Below are 23,451 nucleotides of genomic sequence, written 5' to 3' on the forward strand. Positions count from 1 at the left end.
TCGGCCAGGCCTAAAGTGGCGTCAGGCTGCTGCTTCCTCTTCGGCGGCGGTCAGCGGCTCGAAGATGCCCTTGATCTGCTCGACGACCTCGGCGTCGTCCTTCGGGTGCAGCTCCGCGAAGCGGACCATGGAACCGGAACGGCCAGCTTGACCTCGTCCAGCACCTTGGCGCCGGCGATGCCGACGGCCTTGCGGACCTCGTCTTGGGCCCACACGCCGCCGTACTGGCCAAAGGCAGTTCCGACGACGGCGGTCGGCTTGCCGGCCAGCGCACCGGCGCCGAAGGGGCGGGACAGCCAGTCGATGGCGTTCTTCAGGGAAGCGGGCATGGTGCCGTTGTGCTCAGGGGTGACGAGAAGGAGGGTGTCGGCCTCGGCGGCTGCGGCGCGAAGGGCCGCGGCTTCCGCCGGAACCTGGCCCTCGACGTCGATGTCTTCGTTGTAGAACGGGATGCTGCCCAGCGAACCGTGGATCTGCACGTCCACATTCTCCGGAGCGTTCAGCGCAATGGCCTCGGCGAGCTTGCGGTTGTGGGAATCGGCGCGAAGGCTGCCGACCAGGGTCAGGACGGTGTTCGTGGTCATGGGAAACTCCTTGCTTTTGTCCGCGGCCGGCGCCGCAGGGCTCATTCTTCTGAGGCGGGATTCCTGCCTTCACCAAGCTAAACGGACTACGGTCCGCTTTGTATTCCCGTGACTAGAATATTTCTTGTGAGCCTCATCCCACTCCGGCCGGAGGGTCCCTCGGGGCCGCCGTCCGAACGCAGCGACGCCGCCCGCAACCGGGAGCGCCTCCTGCAGGCTGCCAGGGAACTCGTGGCGGAACACGGTGTGGACGCGCTCACCATGGACATGCTCGCCTGCCGTGCGCAGGTGGGCAAAGGCACCGTCTTCCGGCGCTTCGGCAACCGCGCCGGGCTGATGATGACCCTCCTGAGCGATGCGGAGGCGGAGTTCCAGCAGCGCTTCATTTTCGGACCCCCGCCGCTGGGCCCCGGCGCGCCGCCGGAGGAGCGGCTGATTGCCTTCGGTGAGGCGCGGATCAGATACATCGACGAAAACGGCGAACTCGCCCGGGCGGCCGAGCATTCGCCGCACAACCGGCACGCGGCCCCGCCTGCCCTGCTCTGGCACCGGCACGTCGAACTGCTGCTGCGTGAGGCCGGCGTGGAAGGCGATCCCTGGGTCATGGCGTCCTTCCTCCTGGCCGCCCTGGACCCCGAACGGGTGCTCTATGCGCTGCGCACCCAGGGCATCGAGGTGGCCCGCATCGAGGCCGGTTGGCGCGAGTTCGCCGGCCGCCTGCTGGGCTGCCCGCCCCACGCCGGCTGACTACACGGCTCCCCACGCGACTGCCCAGGCTGCCGCACAACTTCGCCGTCGGCAGTGCTCCGTTGATAACGATCCGGACACCAGCTGCCGCTTGACTTGGCGCAACGGCAAATAATGTGCCCTTCCATGTGATAGCTTCCTCTGGGATGTGATTCGAAGCACATCCTTCGAAGTTGATCCTTCATGTTTTTGCTGCGGCCCAACCTGCCACAGCGGAGTCTGGGGGACGGCCCGCAACCCTCGGCCGACTTTCTCCCGCCGCGTGCACCACCCCGCACGCGGCGGGCAATGAAGGAAGGAATGCAAGTGCTCCGCTATCTGGGCAAACGTGCCCTCACCTACCTGGTGATGATCTTCCTGACCACCTCGGCCGGGTATTTCCTGGCCGTGAGCTCGCTCAAACCGGCGCTGCTGGAACAGGAAAAGATCCCGCGGCCCAGCCCCGAGCAGGTGGCCAACTCTTTCCGCCTCCTGGGCCTCGACCCCAACCTGAATCCCTGGGAACGCTACATCCAGTGGCTCGGCGGCATCCTCACCCGCTGGGACTGGGGCCGCAGCCCCAACGGCGCCTACGTCAACGCCGAATTTGCGGACCGCGTGATGATTTCCACCCGGCTCTTCATCGCCTCGATCATCCTCACGCTCATCATCGGCGTGGCGCTGGGGGTGTACTCGGCGGCAAGGCAGTACAAGTTCCAGGACCGCGCGATCACCTCGTACAGCTACCTGGTGCACATCCTGCCCGCCCCCATCGCCTACTTCCTGGTGCAGCTGGGTGCCATCGGCATCAACGACGCCGTGGGGGAGCGGCTCTTCTTCGTCACGGGCATTTCGACGCCGGGAATCGAGCCCGGGTGGCCAGCATTCGTTGACCTGGTGGCCCACTACGCCGTGCCCACCTTCGCGATGACTGTGTTCGGCTGGGCCGGCTACCAGATCGCGCAGCGGCAGTACCTGCTGGACAACGTCAACGCCGACTTCGTCCGGACCGCCCGCGCCAAGGGACTCACCCGGAACCAGGCCATCACGCGGCACGCCCTGCGGGTCTCCTTCATCCCGGTGGCCCAGAGCATCGCCTTCACCATCCCGGCGATCTTCACCGGCGGCTTCTTCGCCGAGGCCATCTTCGCCTGGCCCGGCGTGGGCCTGTGGAGCATCGACGCGATCGGCAAGCAGGACGTCAACGTGGCCACCGCCATGCTGGCCTACGGCTCGGTGATCTTCGCCATCGGCGCCATCCTGGCCGACTTCGCCACCACCCTGGTCGATCCGCGAGTGAGGGTCCAGTAATGACAAACCTGATTGACACTGTTGCCGAGGTGGACGAGGCGAGGGCGGCCGACGTCGTTATCGGCAAGGGCCGCATCATCTTCCGCCGCTTCATGCGGAACAAGACCGCCGTCACCGGCCTGGCAATCTTCCTGGGGCTGTTCGCCTTCTCCCTGTTCGGAGGTTTCCTCACCACATGGGACAAGGAAACCATCGACCCCCTCAACATCGGCATGGGCCCCTCGCCCGAGCACTTGCTGGGCACTTCACAGGCCGGCATCGACCTGCTGGCCCTGGTGGTCGAAGGCACCCGGGTCTCCATCTTCATCGGCCTGATCGTGGGCGGCCTGTCCGTGCTGATCTCCGCGGTCTACGGCTGCAGCATGGCCTTCTTCGGCGGCAAGGTGGACTCGGTGATGCTCTTCATCCTCGAAGCGCTCATCATGATGCCCGCCATCCTGGTGGTCGCGGTGGCCACGAGCGGCGGCGGGCAGAGCCTGAAGGAACTGCCCAGCTGGCTGCTGCTGATCGCGGTCCTGCTGTTCTTCAGCTGGATGGGAACCGCACGCCTGGTCCGCTCGCTGGCCATGTCCCTCATGCAGCGGGACTACGTGAAGGCCGCCAAGTACATGGGCGTGCCGTCCATGCGGATCGTGCGCCGCCACCTCGTCCCGAACATCGGCTCACTGCTGGTGCTGGACTTCACCCGTGGCATCACCGGCGCCATCCTCGCCGAAGTGGCGTTCTCCTACATCGGCATCGGCATCAAGCTGCCGGACGTCAGCCTCGGCGTCCTGATCGGTGGCGCCACGTGGCAGGTGTCCTCCTTCCCCTGGATGTTCTGGGTTCCCCTGACTGTCATGTTCCTGCTGACCGGCTCGCTGGCCATGATGAACGACGGCCTCCGGGACGCGTTCGACCCCACTTCCACCTCGATCGGCCGCGCGAAAACGAAGAAGAAGAGCAAATGAGCAGCGACATCACCACCCAGCCGTCCGCCGTCGCGCGCCAGGCTGTTGAACGACTCCGCGACGCCGGCCTGTACGGCCCCGGCGACGCGGTCCTAAGCGTCCGCGACCTGAACGTGCGCTTCAACTCCGAGAACGGCGTGGTCCATGCGGTCCGCAGCGTCGATTTCGACCTCATGGCCGGCAAGACCCTGGGCATCGTGGGCGAGTCCGGCTCCGGCAAATCCGTCACCTCCATGGCGATCATGGGCCTGCTGCCGGAAACCGCAGACATCAGCGGCTCCGTGCGTTTCAAGGGCCAGGAACTGCTGGGCCTGGGCGACAAGGCCATGTGCAAGCACCGCGGCAGCGACATCGCCATGGTCTTCCAGGACCCGCTGTCTTCCCTCACTCCGGTCTACACCGTGGGCCACCAGATCATCGAGGCACTCACCGTCCACAACCCGGGCATGAGCAGCCGCGCGAAAGAGGCCCGCGCCGTCGAACTCCTGGCCATGGTGGGCATCCCCAGCCCGCAGGCCCGCCTGAAGTCCTTCCCGCACGAGTTCTCCGGCGGCATGCGCCAGCGCGTGATGATCGCCATCGCGATCGCCAACGATCCGCGGGTGCTTATCGCGGACGAGCCCACGACGGCGCTGGACGTCACCATCCAGGCCCAGGTCCTGGAGGTGCTGCACGCCGCCCAGGAGGAGACCGGGGCCGCCGTCGTGATGATCACCCACGACCTCGGCGTGGTGGCGGGCATGGCGGACGACATCATGGTCATGTACGCCGGCAAGCCGGTGGAAACCGGCACCGTGGAGGACATCTACTACCGGCCGCGCATGCCGTACACCCTGGGCCTGCTGGGCGCCGTGCCCCGCGTGGACACCTCCCAGAAAAGCTCGCTGGTGCCGATCGAGGGCACCCCGCCCAACCTGATCAAGCCGGTGACCGGCTGCACCTTCGCCGACCGCTGCCCGCTGGTGACGGACGAATGCCGCACCGCTGAGCCCGCGCTGCTGCCCGTCGTCGACGGCGTCACCGCGGGCGGTGGCGCCCACCGGGCCGCCTGCATCAAGAGCGGTGCGCTGGTGGACGTGGACGCGCACCGCATCTTCCACGCGCCGCCGGTTCCGGTGTCAAAGTTCGACGGCGTCCCCCGGGACGAGCGCGCAACGGTCCTTGAGCTCAAGGACGTGAAGAAGCACTTCCCGTTGTTGAAGGGTTCCCTTTTCAAGCGGCGCATCGGCACGGTCAAGGCAGTGGACGGGCTCAGCTTCGACATCCGCGAGGGCGAATGCCTCTCCATCGTGGGCGAATCCGGCTGCGGCAAGACCACCACGCTGCTGGAAATCATGGAGTTTCACCCGGACCAGGTGGGCGAAGTGGTGATCGGCGGCGTCAGCAACAAGGCCGCCACGGACGGGAAGACCAAGCAGGCCATGCGCAAGGAAATGCAGATGGTCTTCCAGGACCCCACGGGCGCCCTGGACCCGCGCTTCACGGTCTACGAAGTCCTGGCCGAGCCGCTGGAAAACCTGGGCTACCCCAAGGACGCCATCCGCAAGCGCATCATGGAACTGATGAAGCTGGTGGGCCTGCAGCCTGACCATGTGAACCGCTTCCCCAACCAGTTCTCCGGCGGCCAGCGCCAGCGCATCGGCATTGCCCGCGCGCTCGCGGTGAACCCCAAGCTGGTGGTCCTGGACGAGCCGGTGTCCGCCTTGGACGTCTCCGTGCAGGCCGGCGTCATCAACCTGCTGGACCAGCTCCGCGCGGAACTTGGCCTCAGCTACCTCATGGTGGCGCACGACCTCTCCGTGGTCCGGCACATCTCCAACCGCGTGGCCGTGATGTACCTGGGCAGGATCGTGGAAATGGGCGACGTGGACCAGGTCTTCGACAACCCGCGCCACCCGTACACCCGGGCGCTGCTCTCCGCCATTCCGGTCCCGGACCCGGAACTGGAGCGGACCCGCGAACGGATCATCCTGCAGGGGGACCTGCCCAGCCCGCTGGACGCCCCGCAGGGCTGCAACTTTGCCACCCGCTGCCCCGTCTTCGCCGCCCTCCCGCAGGCGAAGAAGGACAAGTGCCTGACGCTGGAACCGCCGCTCGTTTCGGAGGAAGCGCAGCAGTTCGCCTGCTTCTTCCCGGACGGCGAAATCGACGCCGACATGCTCGTGGTCCACGCCTGAAGCTTCATCCTCTGCAAACAAGCAAGTACTGAAGGGAACACTATGAAGAAGTACCTGACCATCAGCGGCGTGGCGATCGCCTCGGCGCTGATGCTGACCGCATGCGGCGGCGGTACGCCGTCGTCCGGCCCGGAAGCCCAAAAGGCGCAGTCGGCCGGCGGCGACATCAGCAAGCTCATCAGCATCAACGAGAAGGACCCCAAGGATCTCGAACAGGGCGGCACGCTGACCCTGGCCCTGGGCAACATCGGCCCCGACTTCAACGGCTTCTCCAACGTCGGCAACAGCTCGGACAACACCGCCCTGCACCGCCCGATCGACGGCGCCGGCACCTGGGGCTGCTGGAACTTCGACTACGACGGAACCGCGACGCCGAACAAGGACTTCTGCGAGGACGTCAAGAGCGAGATCAAGAACGGCAAGCAGACCGTCACTATCAAGGTCAACGAGAAAGCCGCCTTCAACGACGGCACTCCGATCGACGTCAAAACCTTCGAAAACACCTGGAAGATGCTCCAGGGCAAGAACAAGGACATCGACATCGTGTCCTCCGGCGCCTACGAATTCGTGGACTCGGTCAAGGCCGGCGCCAATGACAAGGAAGTCATTGTCACTACCACCCAGCCCGTCTACCCGCTGGACGCCCTGTTCACCGGCCTGATCCACCCGAAGGTGAACACCCCGGAGATCTTCAACACCGGCTTCAGCGGCAACATGCACCCCGAATGGATGGCCGGCCCCTTCAAGGTGGACGCCTACGACGCCGCCGCGAAGACCGTCACCATGGTCCCGAACGACAAGTGGTGGGGCGCCAAGCCGGTCCTCTCCAAGGTGGTTTTCCGCCAGATGGAGCCCAGCGCCACCATCGCGGCCTTTAAGAACGGCGAAATCGATGCTACGGGCGGCCGCACCCTCACCCGCTACAAGCAGCTCGAAGGTACCAAGGACACCGACATCCGCCGAGGCCAGCGGCTCTTCGCCGGCGGCCTGAACCTGAACGCCAAGCGGGCCTCCCTCACCGACGTCGCCGTCCGCAAGGCGGTGTTCGCAGCCGTCGACCGCGAAGCCATCCGCAAGGTGCGCTTTAACGGCCTGAACTGGGAAGAGGAGAGCTCGGGATCGATGATGCTGATGCCGTTCTCCAAGAACTACCAGGACAACTACCCGGTGAAGGAAAGCGGTCCGGAAGCTGCCAGCAAGATCCTCACCGAGGCCGGCTACGCGCCGAACAGCACGGGCATAATGGAGAAGGACGGCAAGCCGGTGGCCTTCAAGATCACCAACTTCGGTGACGACCCCACCTCGCTGGCCACCACCCAGACCCTGCAGAAGCAGCTCCAGGCCGCCGGCATGGACGTGGGAATCGACCAGAAGGGCGACGCCGAATTCGGCAAGATCATCGGCTCCCGTGAGTTCGACATGACCATCTCCGGCTACACGGTGGGCTCCGACGCCACCGATGCCGTGAAGCAGTACTACGACTCCAAGACCAACGAGAACGGCCTGGGCGATGCCGAGCTGGACGCCGAGATCGCCAAGCTGTCCAGCATCGAGGACAACGCCGAGCGCAACAAGGCCGCCATGGAGGTCGAGAAGAAGCACATGGCGAAGTACTACTCCATGGGCGTCGTGATGAACGGACCGGAGATCCAGTTCGTCCGCAAGGGCCTGGCTAACTACGGCCCGTCCCTGTTCAAGAGCCTGTCCAACGTTCCGGACTGGACCACCATCGGCTGGGAAAAGAAGTAACACCCACCGCTGACTGAAGGGGCCGGTGCCCGCGGAAGATCCCGCGGGCACCGGCCTTTTTCTGTTTCCTCCCCTACCGGCCAGCCCCCGAGTAGCCTTGGCAGCATGACGCCAGCTCCCAGCACCACCATCCGCGCCGCCGTCGCCGGTTACGGCCTCTCCGGCAGCGTCTTCCACGCCCCGTTCCTCGCGGCGGACCCGGCGTACTCGCTGGACGTGATCGCCACTTCCGACGCCGGCCGCCGCAAGGCGGCAACCGAGCGCTATCCAGGTGTGAAGCTCGTGGACCGCCCCGAGGACATCCTCGCGCTCGCCGGCGAGCTGGACCTGATAGTCCTCGGCACGCCGCCGGCCAGCCATTACCCGCTCGCGAAAGCCGCGCTGGAAGCCGGGCTCGACGTCGTCGTGGACAAACCGTTCGCCGTGCACAGCGCGCAGGCGCGGGAACTGATCGAACTGGCGGGGCGGCTCGGCAGGGTGCTCACCGTGTACCAGAACCGCCGCTGGGATGGGGACGCGCTCACCGTGAAGAAGCTGCTCGACGCCGGCGTGCTGGGCCGGGTGCTGCGGTTCGAAAGCTCCATGGAGCGCTGGGCGCCGGAGATCAGCAAGGCGTGGAAGGCCGGCGCGGGCGTGGACGACGGCGGCGGCGTCCTGTTCGACCTCGGCACCCACGTGCTGGACCTGGCCGTGCAGCTGCTCGGACCGGCGACGGTCAGCCACGCGGAAATCACCGCGCGGCGGCCGCAGGAACGCGCCGACGACGACGTCTTCCTGGTCCTCCGGCATGAGTCCGGGGTCATCAGCCACCATGCCCTGAACCTGAGCAGCCGCCTGCACGGCCCGCGTTTCCGGATCCTGGGCAGCGACGGCGGCTTCGTGAAATACGGCGTCGACCCGCAGGAACCTTTCATCCTGGCCGGCGGCCTGCCCACGGACCCGGCCTACGGTCTGGATGCCCAGGAACATTACGGCATCCTCGAGCGCGACGGCGTCCAAACCCCGGTCCCCACCGAACGCGGCGCCTACCAGGAGTTCTACCGGATCCTCGCGGACAAGATCGCCGACGGCGGAGCCTCCTCCGCCCTGCCCCTGCCGGTGGATCCGGAGGACCCGGCCGCGGTGCTGGAGCTGATCGAACAGGCGCGGGAGCTCGCTTCCACACGGTGACCGGACGTGACGTTACCCGCAGGCCCGCATGCCTGCGCCGCTATCCGTTCACTGAGCTCATGTCGCCATAGCGGGAACCGGCGACGGCATCGCGCGGCACCGCCGCGGCCAGGGCTTCCACCTCATCCCCGCTGAGCTCCAGCCTCACCGCGGCGCTGTTCTCCTCCAGGTACTTCACGCGCCGGGTTCCGGGGATGGGCACGATGTCGTCGCCCTGGGCCAGCAGCCATGCCAGCGCGAGCTGCCCGGGCGTGCAGCCGCGCGCCGTCGCGAGCTCCGTCACCTTCGCGGCCAGCGCCAGGTTCGCCTCCAGCGCTTGGCCTTGGAAACGCGGGAAGTACTTGGTGGACCGGGCATCGCCGGTCCCGGACACCGACTCCGCTGTCATGGTCCCCGTCAGGATCCCCCGGCCCAAAGGCGAGTAGGGCACCAGCCCGATGCCCAGTTCCCGCAGCGCCGGCAGCACCTCATCCTCCACGTCGCGGGTAAACAGCGAATATTCCGTTTCCACGGCCGTGATCGGGTGGACGGAGTGCGCCCGGCGGATGGTTTCGGCTGACGCTTCGGACAGACCCAGGTGCCGCACCTTCCCTGCCGCCACCAACTCTTTCATCGTACCCACCGTCTCCTCGATGGGGACGTTCGGGTCCACCCGATGCTGGTAGTACAGGTCGATGTGGTCAACGCCCAGCCGCTGCAGTGACGCATCGCAGGCGGCCTGAATGTACTCCGGCCGTCCATTCACGCCCAGGCGCTCACCGTTCTGTCCGCGCATGATCCCGAACTTCGTGGCCAACTGCACTTCGTCCCGGCGGCCGGCGATCGCGCGTCCTACCAATTCCTCATTGGTGAACGGCCCATACATGTCCGCAGTGTCGAGGAACGTCACGCCCAGGTCCAGGGCGCGGCGGATAGTGGCGAGGCCCGCGTCCGGATCCGGCGTGCCGTAGAACTCGGACATGCCCATGCAGCCGAGGCCCAGGGCGGAGACGGTGAGCGGGGAAGCAATGCCAAGTGTTCTCGTGGAAATCATCATGGCACCAGCCAACCTCTTCGAGCGCGCTCTAAGTCAAGAACCCTCTACGAACCCTCGGTACAGCTCGATTTTCGTTTCGATCGCGGCCAGGTGCGCCTGGGCCTGGCGCAACTGGTCCCGCACCTTCTCCCGGTGTTCCAGCAGGAGGTTCAGCCGCTTCGGAACGGAGGCGTCGCCGTCGCGCACCAGTTGCGCGTAGCGGCGGATTTCGGCCACGGGCATGCCCGTGGCCCGCAACCGAGCCACCATGATGATGCCGCCCACGTCGCGTTCGCTGTACGCCCGGCGGCCCGACGACGCCCGCCCCACTTCACCCGGCAGCAGCCCGTCGCGTTCGTAGTACCGGAGTGTGTGGGCGCTCAATCCGGTCTGTTCTGCCACCTGCGCGATCGTGAAGCTCATGTCTCCAGTCTGCACCTTCGTGCGCCAAGTGGGCTTGGGCCTGGAAACCACGACGGCGGGTTCCCGGCTTCTGCAAGCCGGGAACCCGCCGTCGTGATCGCTACCGCGTGGCGGCTAGGCGGAAACCAGTTCGTGCCAGTCGGCCACGAGGGGCAGGCCGTGGGCCTCGGACACCGAGTGGTGCGCCACGTGGCCGTTGGCGATGTTGAGGCCGGCGGCCAGGGCGGGGTCGCGGTCGAACGCGGCCTTGACGCCCAGGTTGGCCAGGGCCACCGCGTAGCGCAGGGTGACGTTGGTCAGCGCATACGTGGAGGTGTTCGGCACCGCGCCAGGCATGTTGGCCACGCAGTAGAAGATGGAGTTGTGCACCTTGTAGGTGGGTTCCTGGTGCGTGGTGGGGTGGGTGTCGGCGAAGCAGCCGCCCTGGTCCACGGCGATGTCCACCAGCACGGAGCCCGGCTTCATGCGGGAGACCAGCTCGTTGGAGACCAGCTTCGGAGCCTTGGCGCCCGGGATCAGCACGGAGCCGATCACCAGGTCGGCGTCCACCACGGCCTTTTCGATCTCGTAGGCGTTGGAGGCCACGGTCTTCAGGCGGCCCTGGTACTGGGCGTCCAGTTCGCGCAGGCGGTTGATGTTGATGTCCATGATGGTCACGTCGGCGCCGAGGCCCAGGGCCATCGCGGCGGCGTTGGTGCCGGCCACGCCCGCACCCAGCACCACGACCTTGGCCGGGCGCACGCCCGGGACGCCGCCCAGCAGCACGCCCTTGCCGCCGGCCGGAGCCATGAGCGAGTTGGCGCCCACCTGCACGGACAGGCGGCCGGCAACCTCGGACATCGGTGCCAGCAGCGGCAGCGCGCGGCCGTCCTGCACGGTTTCGTAGGCGATGGCGGTGACGCCGGAGTTGATGAGCTCCTGGGTCAGCTCGGGCTCGGCGGCCAGGTGCAGGTAGGTGAAGAGGACCAGGCCCTTGCGGAAGCGGTGGTATTCGGCGGCAATGGGTTCCTTGACCTTCATGACCATGTCGGCGCGGGCCCACACGTCATCGGCTTCGGCCACGATTTCTGCGCCGGCGATCGAGTATTCCTCGTCGGTGATGCCCGAGCCCAGGCCCGCGCCGCGCTCCACCAGCACGGTGTGGCCGTGGGTGCGGAACTCATGAACTCCGGCCGCAGTGATGGCTACACGGAATTCGTTGTTCTTGATCTCTTTGGGGACACCGATGATCATCTTGGGCTCCATTGTCGAAAGGCTTATTCGGCCTTTGGGCGGTGGGGGACTGTGATTCCAGAATAGGTCCGCTGTGAGCCAGCAGACAGAAAAGCGCCCGACGACGGCGAGCGACTTCCGCGTGATTCCGCGGTTTTTGCGATTTTCGACTCGACAGATGTCGAGGTGCTGAGCGGCAGATGTCGCCTGATGTTGGGTAGTTGGGAGCGGGAGCAATGTAGCCCAAGGGGCGGCGGGAAGAGCGGTCTCCGTGCTTGTGCACTCTCTTTGGCGGGAGGACTCTTGAGTAGTGGGAGCGGCGAATACCGGGGCTTATGGCCTGATGCCCAGACGGCGATGCAAGTGTTGCGGTCGGTTTATGGCCCGCCGGAAACGTAAGGATGCTGTCTACTGCTCCCCCGGTTGCCGCGACCGGGTATATCGGCGCCGGCTCCAAGAGGCCTCGGCGATTCTGGCCGATCTGGAATGGCTGCTCGCGCTCGAGAGCGGAGCCGCCATGCCGCGCTGCCCCGGGTGTGGCCGGCCGCTCAGGCCTGATCACGGAGGGAGGGTTCCGAGGACTGACCGTCGATATTGTTCGGGGGCTTGCCGGACCCGTGCTTGGCGCGCCCGCAAGGCGTCGGATGGAGCCGTCACAGATCCGCGGGCTGTGACGACTTGAGTCGACGGGTAATCGGCTACAACTACTTCTCCGCCATCACGCCCTACGTGTACGCCCAGCCCTGAGGGATCTGACGTACGGCAGCCCGGCCAGCCGGAATCCCGAGTGACGGCCTCTCAGGTCGGTGAGTTTCCAGGCAGTATCCGGGTCCATGAGTTCTGTTGCAGTGCCTTCAAGGGCAGGAGCCAGTGCCTGTTGCCCGCTGCGTGCGGTCCTGGGGCGGGTGGCCGGCAGCAGGCCCGGCCCGCGATCCACAGGGCGACGAGGCTGCTAGCCGGGGTCCGATTGGTGGCGGTCTCTGCCGGCACTATCGGGGACGAAGCGGCCAATGAATGTTGCTGCTATCGCTGCGAAGAGAGACAGGAGGAGCCACGGCGGCAGTGCGGCGATTGACGGCTTGTAGGCGGGTTCGTAGAGCGGGGCCAGTGCCGTATTGCCGATGACGACGGCGAGTCCTCCCGCGGTTGCGAGCAATCCGTAAAAGGCTCCTGTGGGACGCCCGGCTGCGAACTCCATGACCAGTCCCATGGCCATGGGCATCACGCACATGTTTCCCAGGGCAAGGCATGTTACGAGCACGAGTGCCGGAAATATGGGAATGCCGCTTGGCGGAGGAATGACCGCCAGAGCTGCCATGGAAGCGAAGCCGAGTGACTGCAGGGCAAAGCCGGCAGGAAATGCGATTTCCGGTCCGATTTTGCGCATGAGCCGGGCTAAAGGCCATTGAAGTGTAATAGTCAGGATGGATGCGTAGGCAAAGACCAAAGCCAACGCGCTTGCACCGGCCCCGCTGCGTTCCAGTTCCACCGGAAGCCCGAAATACAGCTGGTTGGTCGCCAGGAGATTGACGCTATAGAAGGCCGTGAACCTGACGAACCTTTTCTCCTTAAGGCAGGACCAGAGGCCCGACGCCGGCGCGCGGGCGGTCTTGCCGCCTGTTGTTTTGGGGGCGGCACGCTCTGGTTTTGGCAGGAAGAACAGGAAGACGGCAGCCATCACGGCAAAAACCGCTGCCCCAAGCAGCAGTCCGGTATCAAAGCCCATTCTGAGTAGAAGTGTGGCCAAAAGCGGACCGACAACAGTACCTACCTCGCTGCAGACTACGAGCAAGGAAAAGAGCGTGGATCCCTGGTTTTTCCGTGAGACGGCGCTGTGTTCGTCGCCTTCCGGTCCGGTGCCTTTCCGGGCAATGCGGTGCTCGGCGGCGGAGGCCACGAGACTTTGCATCGCAGGGGAGAACAGCGCCCCGCCAATGCCCGTCACCACGGCGCCGAACAGGAATAGCGGGAAGTCAGCTGCCAACGCCAAAAGCAGAAAGCCCGCAACCCGTACCAGGCAACCCGCAATCAATGACTGCCGTGCTCCCCATCGGTCGGCAAGCGCGCCGCCGAAAAGAAACAAGCCCTGCTGTGCAAAGGTGCGCGCGCCAAGGACGATCCCGACCGCCAACGTTCCCATGCCAAAGTCGTCCCGCATGACGCCTGCGAGAAAGGGCACCACGGAGTAGAAGCCGATGTTGAATATCAACTGGCTGGCCAGCAGCAGCTGTGGGGCGGGTCCAGTCCCGACAAGACCTTTACGTGCCACGGGAGTGGCCCTGCTCCTAAGCATGCCCTGCGCAGAGATGTGCAACCTGTGCGGCTTGGAGGAGACGAATCGGGCGGCCTTGTAGGAGGAAGAACAGGCGGGCCGTCTCTTCCACTTCCTCAACAGCGTCCACGGCCTGCGCCAGGGAAGGTGCGGATACGATCGGTCCGTGGTTCGCCAGCAGCAGGGCACGGCTCGATGCTGCCGCCTTTTCGGCAGTCTCGCCCAGCCCCTGGTCTCCGGGTGCAGAATAGGGCAACCGGATCAGCCGTCCAACCCTCATCACGAAATAGGCTGTCAATGGTGGCAGAACGTCATCGTCGTCCACGTCATCCAAGCACGAAAGCGCTGTCGCATACGTGGAGTGCAAGTGGGCGACGGCATGGTCCTGCGGCCGTGCCCGGTACATCGCCAAGTGCAGGAATGCTTCCTTGGACGGCTGGGCCCCGAACAGATGTTCGCCGGCGTCGGAAACCATTGAGAGGTCGTCTGTTCTGAGTTCTCCGAGGGAGGCGTTGGTGGGGGTGACCAGCATCCCGCCCTCCACGCGCAGACTCAAGTTTCCGGATGTTCCCCTGGTGAGGCCTCTTTGGTGCAAGGACCTGGCCAGTCGCACGAGTTCATGGCGGCTGTCCATGCCGGTCACCGGTCGTGGTCCCATGCGTCAAGGAAGAGTCTCGGGTTCCCAAAGTTGCCGGACTTGAGCAGGATGGCGAACTCGTCGCCGGTTTCCGTAGTCAACCACGGCACGCCGGGGGCGACTTCCCTGCCGACCCGGGCGGTGGTGATGCCAAGGCGCCGAACGACAGCGCCCGACGTTTCTCCGCCGGCGACGATCAGTTGCCGGCACCCCAGGCCGATGAGTCCTCCTGCGATCGTGGAGAGGCTCTCCTCTGTTATCTCGGCGGCCCGGGCCCTCCCAAGCTGCCTTTGCGCCCTCGCCACTTCCTCCGGCGATGCGGTGGAATGGATCAGGACCGGGCCATCAACAATGTTCTGCCGTGCGAAGTCCAGCGCCTCGGCGACCACATCCTGTCCTTCAGCGATGGCGACAGGGTCAACGAGGAAGCAGGGGCGTGACTGGCGGAACGTCTCAATCTGCGCTCTCGTCATCTCCGAGCAACTGCCGGCGACGATCGCGGCGGGACCCGTTGGCCGGATCACCCGCTCTGACTCTGCTTGGACGCCGGACTTGCGGGCCAGCGCAAGCCCGACAACCAGCCCTGATCCTCCCGTAACAAGGGGATGACCGAGTAGTGCAGCACCCAGCACTGCCAGATGGCGGTCATCGAGAGTGTCAACGACGGCGTATCCGGTAGCCGAGGCACGCAGCGCCTCGAATTGCGCTTGGACTGCAGCTGCACCAGCTTCGATTGCGCTGTAGCCAATGTGGCCGACGAGGGTCCGGGTCTGCGCCTGAAGTAGCCGCGGAACGTTCGAGTCGGACATCGGGGTCAGAGGGTGGTTCCGCATGGAAGACTCCTGCAGGAGGTCCTTGCCCGCGAACAGCACACCGTTGTACACGGTCCGCTGCAAAGCCGGATTACCCGGAGCCACCACCGTGACATGGCCGTCCGGGACGAACTCGTTGCGCAGGGCGTCTGCGACGGGGCCGATGTTGCCTTCGGGGGTCGAGTCGAACGTCGAGCAGTATTTGAAGTAGAGCTGCTGAACTCCCCGCGACTTGAGGGCGCGCGCAGCCGCGAGAGACTGCTCCACAGCCTCGGCGGCGGGCACGCTCCGTGTCTTCAGGGAAACGACGATGCAGTCGACGTCGTGCAGGTGCAACGACGGCTCAGGGATGCCGAAGGTCTGGACCACGCGCATCCCGGCGCGCACAAGTGCGCCGGCCACGTCGGAGGCACCCGTGTAGTCATCGGCGATAACTCCCAGCCACGGGACAACCGCTTTTGTTGGTGATTTTGACATGGCCGGAATCCTTCCCGGGTAGAAGTAATTCTTATGAGTCTTTGGAGGGGAAGATCGCGCTGAGCTGGGTCATGCCCGAGTCAGGGGAAGTAAGGACGATCGGTCCTCCGGGCTGTTCTTGGGTGTGCTTGACGACCCGGGCCATGGACGCTTGGGCGAGAACGACGACGTCGCACTCGGCTGCCAGTTTCAGGAATGCGGCGAGGACCAGCGTGTCATGCTTTTCCCGGTCACCTGCGCGGAGGGCGTCGAATGCGCCGTCCACCTTTCTGGCGGTGATGTCGGGCGTCTTGTTCTGCCTCGTGGCTGCGGCTTGGACAAGCCGGGTAGTGGGCCCAAGGGTCGCAGAAACGGTCGCGAGTACGCCGATCCTCTGGCCGGATGCTACAGCGAGGTCCGCCATGGGGGTGTCGATGCGCAGGACGGGGATGGACACAAAGTCCTGGGCGGCGGTGGCCGCTTCACCGATGGAGGAGCAACTCACCAACAGCGCTTCGGCACCTGATTCCTCGGCATAGCGGGCATAGCTGATCAACCGGCGACGAACATGCCCTGGCGTCAATCCTTCGACTATGGTGTCCCGGAGCAGTGACTCGTCCACGTAATGCAGGACGCGAATGCCAGGAAGGGCGTCCGAAGCCCGGGCTTCCATGTCCGGGACCAGGCCCGGGACTGTGTGCAGCATTGCAAGCAACGGAGTCTGGTTCACGTTCAGGCCTTCCAAAGGAGCGCAGCCCCGGGGCTGGGGCGCAGTGTTAGTCATGGTTGAGTCTTTCGCTTTGTTAAACGCGGTTGGTGACTTCTGCCGTGGATAGCATGCGTTCTGCTTCCAGCCAGTCCAGCGTACGAGACGAGAAGCCGCTGATTAGGGCCGGATGAGACAAAGCATTATTTCTTGAGTCGAAAGGAGTGGGAGCGGTCAGGCTTGAAGTGGCCCTGCAACTTTTGTCGCTCGAGGAAACAATGCATTGCCTGATGCGCCCATAATCAGCATCTTCTTCTCACATACGCTAGCAAGGCCGATGGCAGTGCCCGTCAGGGGGCAGACCCGGGAATCGGGACAACGGCGTTCAACAAGGGAAAGATTGAGAAGGAGCCAGCTATGGTCAAGGCCACCGTTATGAGCGATGCAACCACCGCAGATCCGGGGGAGCACACTCCGAAAGTGAATTCGGTTTCGCCCGGCCAGACGGACGCGGACTTCCGCCTTTGGGCCAGGGGCGACTTCAAAACGGGTATTTGGGAGGCAACTCCGGGAGTATCCAAATCCGTCCGTCAGAACGACGAGATCTGCTACATTCTGAGTGGGTCCGCCACCATCACTGAAGTGGATGGCACTAGCTTTGACATTGGCCCGGGTACTCTGTTCGTGATGCCGGTCGGCTGGGAGGGCACGTGGACTATCCACGAAACCGTCCGGAAGGTGTGGGTTGTCAAGGATGCCCCGGCGACGACCGAGTAGCCGGTATCACGGTGACGGTAAGAGAGCCCCGGGACAGCTGTTGCTGTCCCGGGGCTCTTCTCTCACCGGGGACCTATCCTCGCCGCGAGGCCCTGCCTCAGATGCTCAATGGCCGCGGTGATTCGTCGGGGCGTTCTGGTCGTGGCCGGGTAGAGGGCGTAAATGTCGGCGTCGGGCGTCGGGACGTCCGGGAGGACCTGCTGGAGCAGTCCCTGCTGGATCATCGGGTTGACGTGCCAAGTGGAGCGCATGATTAGTCCCAGGCCCTGGACGCACCAGTCAGTCACCACGTCGCCGTCGTCGCTGATCATGCTGCCTCCGACGTCGATGTACTCCTGCTCATTCTCGCCAAAGCGCCATAACGAGTAGTCGGCATTGTTTTCACGCAGCACGATGCAGTTGTGCCGTTCCAAGTCCCTGATGGTGCGCACCGGCGGGGCGCCATCAAAGTAGCCGGGGGCGGCACACACAATCCTGCGGTTCCGCGCCAGAAGCTTGGCCTTGAGCCTGGAGTCCGACAGCCCTCCGACGCGGATGGCGATGTCGAAATTCGTACCGGAGATGTTCAGAGGCAGCGGTGAAAGCTGCAGATCTATCTGGATCAGCGGGTGCTCGCGGACGAATTCGCCCAAAAGTGGCGCAATGTGCTTGCGGCCGATGCCCAGAGACGAATGCACCCTGATCCGCCCCTTTAGCTCACCGTGCTGCTCGGACAGGGCTTCTTCGAGGTCGGTTTTCTGCTGCAGGATGGCCACGGCCCCTGCCGCATAGCGCTGCCCCTCTTCGGTGAGGGTCAGCCGGCGTGTGCTTCGCCGGACCAACGGTACCCCCAGCCGAGACTCAAGAGCAGCAAGGCGTTTGCTTACCGCGGATACGGACTTTCCCCAGTTCCTGGCAGCTTCAGTGAGGCTCTGGGAACGGGAGATCTGTTCAAAAAACTCCAAATCGTCGATCGATGTGAGTTCCATCTCTTGCTTCTTTCGTTTTCGGCAACAATGCATTGTCTCATGAGTCGTTAATCCGATTCTTCTTGTGTCGTACGCTGGTTTGACTGAAAGCAACCGCAGCCAAAGGTATTGCCCTTAGAGGCGAACGCGGAATCGAGACAGAGGCTTTCAATGAGGGAAAACAAGGTGGAAGCATGACTGCACTTGAAGCGGACGTTGTAATCGTCGGAGTCGGCTCTGTAGGAAGCCTGGCGAGTTGGCAGCTTGCGTCCCGTGGCCTGCGGGTCATCGGAATAGACCGGTTTTCGATCCCGGGCCCCTTTTCCGCCTACGCCGGTGAATCACGTATTTTCCGTAAGGTGTATGCCGAAGGCGGGCATTACACACCTGTCCTGCAGAGGTCGCAGGATCTCTGGCGTGAACTGGAGAAGATCAGCGGAACTCAACTGCTCAACGCGACCGGCGCTGTCACGATTTACGACGAGCACAATGCGCGATTGGCATCGCTCCTTGCAGCCGGGCGGGACAATGGCCTCGACTACGACCTCTTGCGTGGCGAGGAGGCAAGGGCCAAGTATCCCGAACACTCGATCAGGGACACCGACGTCACGATCTTCGATCCTGAGGGCGGCTATCTGAAGTCCGAGAAGGCCGTGACCGCTGCCCTTGCTGAAGCCAAACGGCTGGGGGCGACGTTCCTGGGCAACCGTAAAGCGCAGAGCGTGGAGAAGTACGGTGACCGGTACATCGTCCGGACAGATCAAGAAGAAATCATTGCTTCCCGGGTGGTCGTATCGCAGGGTAACGGTGCCGGCGCGGTATGCAAGGAACTCGGCGTTCATCTTGCAATCCGTCCCCAGGTCCTCACCTGGTTCCCCGCTGTGGATCCAAGCTCTTTCTTGAGGGAAGATATGCCGGTCTTCGTCAGGAGGGCGGAGGAAGAAGGAAGGTCGGACAAGGCTCAGTTCTACGGGTTCCCGAGCGCTGACGGTTGGACCATGAAAGTCGTTGGCAGCGTCTATATGGACGACGTTCAGTCCATGGAAAAGCCTCCCACCTGGGCCCCCGAGTTCTTGGAACCTATCCGGGCATGGGTCCGGGAATTCATACCGGGACTGATCCCCGACCCGGTGCGGGTTGCCACGTGCGCCGACGGCCATCTGCCAGACCAGACCGCTCTGTTCGGTAGGGTACCCGGAATGGAAGGGGTCATCGTGGCGGCCGGCTTCTCCGGCCACGGCTTCAAGATGGCCTCTGCCATGGGCGCAATTGCCGCCGACCTCCTGTTGGAGGGAACAACGGCCACCGACGTCAGCTTCATGAACCCAGCACGGTTCCTCGGACCTGACACGCGACTCACGTCGCTGGCTCTGAGCTAAGAGCAGCACCGATCCTTCAACAAAGCCACCACCCGTCGGCGATTGTTGAAATCTTGAACCGCAAAAAATACCAACAACTAGAACGGAATAAACATGCCAGCCAACTTCCGGCCGAAGTACATCTCTTACGATGTCTACGGCACACTGGTCAACTTCACCATCTATCCCACAACCCAGCGCCTTCTCGATGGCCGTATCCCTGACGAGCAGTGGCTGGAGTTCAAGAGGTTGTTCCGCGCCTACCGGTTCGACGAGGTTCAGGGTGACTACAAGCCCTACGAGCAGATCCTTCAGAACGCCTTTGACCGTGCCTGCAAGCGGTTTGGCATTGGACCGACCCCCGGCGCCGGCGCAGAGCTCGCTCAGGCAGTGCGCGACGCCGTGGCGCACGAGGACGTGCCGGCTGCCCTGAAGCTGCAGGGCGACAACTACAAGCTGGTTGCCCTGTCCAACGCGGACAACAGCTTCCTGGACATCAGCATCCCCAAGCTCGGTGCAGAGTGGCACGCTGTCTTTACCGCTGAGCAGGCCCAAGCCTACAAGCCACGCCTCCAGGCATTCGAGTACATGCTGGACACCCTGAACGCCAGGCCTGAGGACTTCCTGCACGTCTCCTGTCACCCGCTGTACGACCACATCCCGATGTACAACATGGGCTTCCGGGATCTCGTCATGCTGGAGCGTGGGGCTGAACCCTTCACTCCGGGCTACAACATCCACACCGTTAAGTCACTGGACGAGCTGAACAAGCTCCTCGGCCTCTAACTTCAAGGTACCGGCCGCGAGCGGAGTAGCCATTCACAGTGCAAGAAGCCTGCCAGCAAATTGCTGGCAGGCTTCTTGCATGTCCGAACCCGCCCTGAGGCTAGGAGGCAGTGTTTCCCGGATCCAGGAGTTCGGCAAGGTGGAGGCTCTTGCGCTGCGGTTCCAACTGCTTGACCTGCATTGCGCAGCTGAAGCCATCGGCAAGGACCGGGGTGTCCGGCGCAGTGCCTTCAAGGGCGGGAGCAAGTGCCTGTTGCGCCACCTTCATGGAAATCCCGTAGTGGTTGGCTTCGAATCCGAAGTTTCCCGCTACGCCGCAGCAGCCTGTTGCTTCAGTGACATCGGCTACTCCGAGGGCCGCCAGAGCCTTCCTCTGCACTGTGGTTCCGAAGGTTGAATACTCATGGCAATGCGTCTGCACGGTTACCGCGGACGGCATGGCCGGGGGCGCCCAACCGCCGTCCACCCACTGCTCCCCGGTTTCCTTCTCGAGGAGTGCCAGTTGTTGGGAGATGGCCGAGTGGCTGTACGCGAGTTCCCGTGCTGCGGCGCTCATGCTGCCATGAAGCTTGACTTCCCTCAGCAGGGTGAGGCGGCGAAGATCCAGCATTGCGCAGAAACATCCCATCAGCTGTGAATTCACGTCCTTGACTATCGTATTCTGCAGCGAATCAGCCGATCAGTCGGCGGAACGAATGTTTCAAGAATGCTTCGTCATGTGATGTTTGTGCCACATTGCTGAAACCAGGCATCCCTATCGTCGTCTTCCATGGACCCCAATGCCTCCCTGACCGCGCAAACCGCAGGCCGCACTGCCGGCCCAGCCGCAGCCCAAACCACCGGCCCAGCCCGCGGGCCCCAGGCCCCGCTGTCGAAACCGTTCTACAAGTCGCTCTTCCTGCAGATCCTGATCGCCGTCGTGGCGGGCGTGCTGATCGGCCACTTCTGGCCGGACCTCGGCGCGGCGCTGCGGCCCCTCGGCGACGGCTTCATCCAGCTCATCAAGATGATCATCGCTCCGCTGATCTTCCTCGTGATCGTTACCGGAATCGCCGCGGTGGGCGACGTCAAAGCCGTGGGACGCGTGGGCGTCAAAGCGCTCATCTACTTCACCGCGGCCACACTGTTCGCACTGGCCTTCGGGCTGGTGGTGGGCAACCTGGTGCAGCCCGGCGCCGGGCTCAACATCGATCCGAACTCGCTCAGCCAGGACGCGCTGAACGCCAAGACCGGCACCGCCCCGCCCAAGGATGCCGGCCAGTTCCTGCTCGGCATCATTCCCACCAGCGTGATCGGCGCGTTCGCCAACAACAGCCTGCTCCAGGTGCTGTGCTTCGCGATCTTCTTTGGTTCGGCCGTCGTGGTGATCGGCAGGGAACGCTGCGCCCCGGTGCTCACCTTGATGGAGACCGTGCTCGAGATCTTCTTCAAGATCATGGCCTGGGTCATGAAGGTGGCCCCGGTGGGAGCCTTTGGCGCCATGGCCTTCATCATCGGCCAGTACGGGCTCGACTCCCTGGGCACCTACGCCGTGCTGATCGCCGCCTGCTACGGGGCCGCCGTCGTCTTCATCGCGCTGCTGTTCCTGGTCGCCTGGGGCGTGGCGCGCGTACCGCTGTGGCAGTTCATGAAATACACCCGCGAAGAGTTCCTGCTCGCGCTGGGAACCGCCTCCACCGAATCCGTCATGCCGCGCATCATGGGCAAGCTGGCCAACGCCGGCTGCCCGCGCAGCACCACCGGCCTGGTCATCCCCACCGGCTATTCCTTCAACCTGGACGGCGCCGCGATCTACCTCTCGATTTCGCTGCTGTTCCTGGCCCAAGCCTTCGGCCACCACCTCGACCTCGGCCAGCAACTCGTCGCCCTCGGAATCCTCATGCTCACCTCCAAGGGCATGGCCGGCGTCCCCGGGTCCGCCTTCCTCGCCCTGTCCGCCACCGCCGGTGCGCTCGGCATCTTCCCGGTGGCCGGCGTCGCGCTCCTGCTCGGGGCGGACCGCCTAATGGACTCCATGCGCGTGGTGGTCAACCTGCTGGGCAACTGCGTGGCCACCTTCGTGGTGGCAAAGTGGGAGGGCCGCTTCGACCGTGAGGCGATGCTGCGGGCTTTCCGTGGAGAGGAACCGGAGCTTTCCCGGCAGTAGTCTTGCAGCATGCAGCAGGACGTCGAACAGCTTGTGGAGGAAGTGGCGCTCAAGCTCGGCCGCGGCCTGTCCCTGGAAGACCTCGACGGCGTGCTGCTCTCCTACAGCTCCAACCAGTCCCACGCCGACCGCGTCCGGGTGAACTTCCTGCTCAGCAAGAAAGTCCCCGCGGACGTCAGCGCCTGGCAACTCTCGCACGGGATCGCGACGGCGGTACGCCCCGTGGTGGTCCCGGCCAACGACGAGCTCGGCATGCTGGGCCGCGTATGCGTTCCGCTGTTGGTGCGCGGATTCCGGGTGGGGTACCTCTGGGTGCAGCAGGACGTTGAAGAGCAAAGCGCGACGGCGATCCTCGCCCAGCTGCCCGGCGTGCGGAACGAGCTGGACCTGTTGGCCGGGCTGCTGCTGGAATCCAACACCGCCGAGTCCGAATTCCGGCGCCGCCGCGAACGGGAGTTCCTGGCAGCCTGCGAGGGCGAGTCAAACGCGCTCGCGGCGGTGGCCGGCTGGAAGGAAATCCAGGGCAAAGCCCCCTGGCAGCTGGTGGTGGTGCTCGACGCTGGAGGGGGCGACGGCGTCGGCGATCCCCTCGCGGCGACCCTCATCCACCGCTCCGCCGCGCTGCAGTCCACCATCGGGGTCGACTCCGTGCTGTTCAGCGCCGGAACCGAAACCCACGCCGTGATGCTGTTCCGGGAGACCGGGGGCCGGGCGGTCCACGCCCAGGTGCTGGTGCACTACCAGCTGGAGCTCGCCAAGCGCGCGGGGCGGAAAGTGGAGCGGGTGATCCTGGGCATCAGCGAACCGCTGCCCGTGATCCGCCGTCTCGGCCCCGCCTACCGGCAGGCCAAGCTCGCAGCCCAGGCCGCCGCCGTCGACCCCCGGCTGGGCGAGCTGGTGGACAGCCGCTCCACCGGCCTCTACCAGTTGTTCGACCGGCTGACCGCGCCCGGCGGTTGGGACGACCACGGTTCCGTGCATTTCGCAGCCCTCGAGGCCGCGGACCGCAACGGGGAACTCCTGCCGGTGCTTGAGCTGCTCTACGACAGCGACGGCTCGGTGCAGGAAGTGGCGAAGGAACTGCACCTGCACCGCAGCAGCATCTACAACCGGCTGGCGCGGATCCGGCAGCTGATCGGCGTCGACCCGCTCAACGGGGCCGTCCGGCTGGAACTGCACGCGGCGCTCAAGGCCAGGAGATGGGCTGTCAGGCCGCGGATCTGAAGGGTGCGCCTAG

The 23,451-nt window shown here is 64.6% G+C and carries 19 protein-coding genes and 2 pseudogenes; 11 read left to right on the forward strand and 10 right to left on the reverse strand.

The genetic code is table 11. The annotated features are described in order from the left end of the window. Positions 1-21: 21 nt before the first annotated feature. Positions 22-584 (reverse strand): annotated as a pseudogene (locus tag BLP88_RS10295) (NAD(P)H-dependent oxidoreductase). Between the two features lie 126 nt (positions 585-710). On the opposite strand from BLP88_RS10295, the gene BLP88_RS10300 reads away from it, so the two are divergent. The 6 genes from BLP88_RS10300 (at position 711) to BLP88_RS10325 (ending at position 8,667) form a co-directional block, all read left to right on the forward strand. Further along, the gene (locus tag BLP88_RS10300) at positions 711-1,331 is read left to right on the forward strand and encodes a TetR/AcrR family transcriptional regulator (protein WP_074588951.1); all 621 of its coding nucleotides are present in this window, start codon (positions 711-713) and stop codon (positions 1,329-1,331) included. Between the two features lie 306 nt (positions 1,332-1,637). Continuing rightward, on the forward strand, positions 1,638-2,621 hold the full coding sequence (locus tag BLP88_RS10305) for an ABC transporter permease (RefSeq protein WP_074589036.1): 984 nt from the start codon (positions 1,638-1,640) through the stop codon (positions 2,619-2,621). Continuing rightward, positions 2,621-3,571 (forward strand): ABC transporter permease, encoded by a 951-nt coding sequence (locus tag BLP88_RS10310; RefSeq protein WP_074588952.1) that lies wholly within the window; start codon positions 2,621-2,623, stop codon positions 3,569-3,571. Before BLP88_RS10305 ends, BLP88_RS10310 begins: the two co-directional genes overlap by 1 nt. After that, on the forward strand, positions 3,568-5,748 hold the full coding sequence (locus tag BLP88_RS10315; RefSeq protein ID WP_074588954.1) for a dipeptide ABC transporter ATP-binding protein: 2,181 nt from the start codon (positions 3,568-3,570) through the stop codon (positions 5,746-5,748). Before BLP88_RS10310 ends, BLP88_RS10315 begins: the two co-directional genes overlap by 4 nt. Before the next feature lie 42 nt (positions 5,749-5,790). Continuing rightward, positions 5,791-7,497, forward strand: coding sequence for an ABC transporter family substrate-binding protein (locus BLP88_RS10320; protein ID WP_074588955.1), 1,707 nt, complete (start codon positions 5,791-5,793; stop codon positions 7,495-7,497). 105 nt (positions 7,498-7,602) lie between these two features. Beyond that, positions 7,603-8,667 (forward strand): Gfo/Idh/MocA family protein, encoded by a 1,065-nt coding sequence (locus BLP88_RS10325; RefSeq protein ID WP_074588956.1) that lies wholly within the window; start codon positions 7,603-7,605, stop codon positions 8,665-8,667. A 40-nt stretch (positions 8,668-8,707) separates the two neighbouring features. Here BLP88_RS10325 and BLP88_RS10330 read toward each other — a convergent pair whose 3' ends face one another. The 7 genes from BLP88_RS10330 to BLP88_RS10360 all read right to left on the reverse strand — a co-directional run bounded on the left by BLP88_RS10330 (position 8,708) and on the right by BLP88_RS10360 (position 16,278). Further along, entirely contained in the window at positions 8,708-9,697 is a 990-nt protein-coding gene (locus BLP88_RS10330) for an aldo/keto reductase (RefSeq protein ID WP_217635146.1), read from the reverse strand. Positions 9,698-9,736: 39 nt separating this feature from the next. Beyond that, positions 9,737-10,105 carry a MerR family transcriptional regulator gene (locus BLP88_RS10335; RefSeq protein WP_074588959.1) on the reverse strand — a complete coding sequence of 123 codons (369 nt, stop codon included), beginning with the start codon at positions 10,103-10,105 and terminating at the stop codon, positions 9,737-9,739. 114 nt (positions 10,106-10,219) lie between these two features. Then, a complete protein-coding gene (ald, locus tag BLP88_RS10340) occupies positions 10,220-11,338 on the reverse strand; it encodes an alanine dehydrogenase (protein WP_074588960.1) in 1,119 nt (372 codons plus the stop codon). Positions 11,339-12,269: 931 nt separating this feature from the next. Then, positions 12,270-13,586, reverse strand: coding sequence for an MFS transporter (locus BLP88_RS10345; protein ID WP_245679833.1), 1,317 nt, complete (start codon positions 13,584-13,586; stop codon positions 12,270-12,272). 16 nt (positions 13,587-13,602) lie between these two features. Then, a complete protein-coding gene (gene otnC / locus BLP88_RS10350) occupies positions 13,603-14,247 on the reverse strand; it encodes a 3-oxo-tetronate 4-phosphate decarboxylase (RefSeq protein WP_074588963.1) in 645 nt (214 codons plus the stop codon). Further along, positions 14,229-15,515 carry a 3-oxo-tetronate kinase gene (gene otnK / locus BLP88_RS10355; protein WP_074588964.1) on the reverse strand — a complete coding sequence of 429 codons (1,287 nt, stop codon included), beginning with the start codon at positions 15,513-15,515 and terminating at the stop codon, positions 14,229-14,231. The genes otnC and otnK overlap by 19 nt, the downstream gene beginning before the upstream one ends. Before the next feature lie 31 nt (positions 15,516-15,546). Then, on the reverse strand, positions 15,547-16,278 hold the full coding sequence (locus BLP88_RS10360; RefSeq protein WP_139163357.1) for an aspartate/glutamate racemase family protein: 732 nt from the start codon (positions 16,276-16,278) through the stop codon (positions 15,547-15,549). 339 nt (positions 16,279-16,617) lie between these two features. On the opposite strand from BLP88_RS10360, the gene BLP88_RS10365 reads away from it, so the two are divergent. Next, entirely contained in the window at positions 16,618-16,977 is a 360-nt protein-coding gene (locus BLP88_RS10365) for a cupin domain-containing protein (protein ID WP_074588967.1), read from the forward strand. A gap of 62 nt (positions 16,978-17,039) precedes the next feature. Here the strand turns inward: BLP88_RS10365 and BLP88_RS10370 are convergent, their stop codons facing one another. Continuing rightward, on the reverse strand, positions 17,040-17,945 hold the full coding sequence (locus BLP88_RS10370) for a LysR family transcriptional regulator (RefSeq protein ID WP_074588968.1): 906 nt from the start codon (positions 17,943-17,945) through the stop codon (positions 17,040-17,042). Between the two features lie 173 nt (positions 17,946-18,118). Between BLP88_RS10370 and solA the strand changes: the two genes are divergently transcribed. Together solA and BLP88_RS10380 are read left to right on the forward strand one after the other, a co-directional pair. Next, positions 18,119-19,303: an N-methyl-L-tryptophan oxidase gene (gene solA, locus BLP88_RS10375; protein WP_074588969.1), complete on the forward strand. Its 1,185-nt coding sequence runs from the start codon at positions 18,119-18,121 to the stop codon at positions 19,301-19,303. A gap of 93 nt (positions 19,304-19,396) precedes the next feature. Further along, entirely contained in the window at positions 19,397-20,068 is a 672-nt protein-coding gene (locus BLP88_RS10380) for a haloacid dehalogenase type II (protein WP_074588971.1), read from the forward strand. Positions 20,069-20,543: 475 nt separating this feature from the next. Here the strand turns inward: BLP88_RS10380 and BLP88_RS19300 are convergent. Continuing rightward, a pseudogene (locus tag BLP88_RS19300) lies at positions 20,544-20,678 on the reverse strand (LysR family transcriptional regulator); the annotation flags it as partial. Between the two features lie 159 nt (positions 20,679-20,837). Between BLP88_RS19300 and BLP88_RS10390 the strand changes: the two are divergent. Together BLP88_RS10390 and BLP88_RS10395 are read left to right on the forward strand one after the other, a co-directional pair. Continuing rightward, positions 20,838-22,214, forward strand: a complete 1,377-nt coding sequence (locus tag BLP88_RS10390) for a cation:dicarboxylate symporter family transporter (RefSeq protein ID WP_084111072.1) — start codon at positions 20,838-20,840, stop codon at positions 22,212-22,214. Between the two features lie 9 nt (positions 22,215-22,223). Further along, positions 22,224-23,438, forward strand: coding sequence for a helix-turn-helix domain-containing protein (locus BLP88_RS10395; protein WP_074588973.1), 1,215 nt, complete (start codon positions 22,224-22,226; stop codon positions 23,436-23,438). Positions 23,439-23,451: the final 13 nt, after the last annotated feature.

Source organism: Arthrobacter cupressi, assembly GCF_900099975.1.
In the GTDB taxonomy this organism is placed as follows: domain Bacteria; phylum Actinomycetota; class Actinomycetes; order Actinomycetales; family Micrococcaceae; genus Arthrobacter; species Arthrobacter cupressi.